4 protein-coding genes are annotated in these 1529 nt (G+C 45.7%); 2 read left to right on the top strand and 2 right to left on the bottom strand.

Annotation, left to right across the window (positions count from 1 at the left end):
- Nucleotides 1-604, top strand: a 604-nt coding sequence (locus H0248_RS21425; RefSeq protein WP_275899265.1) for an RHS repeat-associated core domain-containing protein, incomplete at its 5' end; no start/stop codon positions are given.
- Between the two features lies 1 nt (nt 605).
- On the top strand, nt 606-896 hold the full coding sequence (locus H0248_RS21430; RefSeq protein WP_180787414.1) for a barstar family protein: 291 nt from the start codon (nt 606-608) through the stop codon (nt 894-896).
- Between the two features lie 85 nt (nt 897-981).
- Here the strand turns inward: H0248_RS21430 and H0248_RS21435 are convergent, their stop codons facing one another.
- Nucleotides 982-1326 carry a SymE family type I addiction module toxin gene (locus tag H0248_RS21435; protein WP_180787415.1) on the bottom strand — a complete coding sequence of 115 codons (345 nt, stop codon included), beginning with the start codon at nt 1324-1326 and terminating at the stop codon, nt 982-984.
- The coding region (locus tag H0248_RS21440; protein ID WP_180787416.1) for a SymE family type I addiction module toxin at nt 1323-1529 on the bottom strand (207 nt) is incomplete at its 5' end. The genes H0248_RS21440 and H0248_RS21435, both read right to left, overlap by 4 nt.

The following is a 1529-nucleotide window of genomic DNA, read 5'->3' on the forward strand; positions in this document are numbered from 1 at the left end:
TCAGTTGTTTGATGCAGAAACGGGATTATATTATAATCGGCACCGTTATTTTGATCCGGATACAGCGCAGTACTTGTCGCCTGATCCCCTGGGGATCGCTGGGGGAATAAGGCTGCAAGCCTACGTCCACAATCCATTGGAGTGGGTTGATCCATTTGGTTTACAGTTCACTAATGCATCCCTTTCTGGCGGCACGTATGCGGGGAGTTCTGCGCAGGGAGCTTTATTAAAGCAATTCTACCAAACAGCAGAAAGTTCCAATAGCATCGTTGAAAGTCTAAAAAGCACAGGGAAATTACCAAGTAACTACGTAACTAAAGCTCAGGCTGAAGCAGCGGGATGGTCAAGAGGTAAGGCATTAGGCAATTATGTCCCCGGCGGGCAAATCGGTGGAGATATATTTGAGAACTCAACCGGTATATTACCAAAAGCTCCTGGTCGGGTGTGGTATGAAGCTGATGTGGGTTTGAATAATAGCATGTCGAGAGCTAAGCAACCCGGTACTCGTGTTTTATATTCTAATGATGGTTTAGTTTACGTTACATCTAACCATTATGACTCAGCGGAAGAATTAGGCCGCTGGAAGAAATGTAAAGGTCAATGATATGAAGGTTATTATTCTAGATGGTGATAAACAAAAGACGCCAAATGATATTTATGATTTTTTTTCAAAAGAATTTGATTTTGGGCCTTACTTCGGAAGGAATGCGGATGCGTTATATGATTTTATGATTCCAATAGATAATGAATATAAGCCATTGGTATTAGAATGGAAGAATAGTTCTGTTTTTAAAAATAATTACCCAGATGAATTTGTAAGATTAGTATCAGTTTTTAATAGGATAGATAAGTTTTCTGATTTTAAAGAAGATGTTTTTAAATTTAATTTATCTTAATGATTAACTAACTGGTTAATTTTTATAAGAGGCCGGAAGCGATCACCCGATCCTTCCGGCTTTTTATTTTTAGCGGTTGGTATTATTACGCCAGCATACTTCCCTGTTCTGCCCGAATGGTTATTTTACCGGGCAGCACTTCAAGGCTTAACGGCTGGCCGAGTAACCCGCTCAGGGTGAGCCAGTCGCCTGCCAGCGTCAGTTCCCCGTTGTCACCCACCCAGTCCGCACCTTCCGTCTCGTTGCCGTCCAGTTCAGCCAGCAGCGCCGCGATATCGATATCCTCATCCAGTCGTGTCAGCATTAAGCCATTGCGGTGCAGGCCAATACGAAACAGCGTCTCGGCGGCAAAGCCCGCCTGTTGCAGTGCGTGGCCTGTCAGCGTGAGTTCCGGCAGTTCGCCGCGCTGGAATGCGTAATGAATACTCATCGTGCTCTCTCCATATCCAGCCCGCCGGGAAAATGGTTGAGCCAGCTTGTGACGGCGTACTCATCAAATGGCGCAATGCTCAGGGCGTGCAGATTGCCCCACAGTTCATGGATATCCTGCGTAGTAATCACAATGCAGCCGGGCATGATGCGCAGCTTGAGCGGTTGTCCGGTGGTAAATCCGGCGTCTTTTAGCCACTGCCC

The sequence above is a fragment of the Pectobacterium brasiliense genome, assembly GCF_013449685.1.
Taxonomy (GTDB): domain Bacteria; phylum Pseudomonadota; class Gammaproteobacteria; order Enterobacterales; family Enterobacteriaceae; genus Pectobacterium; species Pectobacterium brasiliense_A.

Bases quoted from the DNA above. Each gene is read 5' to 3' on its own strand.
- H0248_RS21430 (WP_180787414.1), top strand. From the start codon at position 606: ATGAAGGTTATTATTCTAGATGGTGATAAACAAAAGACGCCAAATGAT.
- H0248_RS21435 (WP_180787415.1), bottom strand. From the start codon at position 1,326: ATGAGTATTCATTACGCATTCCAGCGCGGCGAACTGCCGGAACTCACG.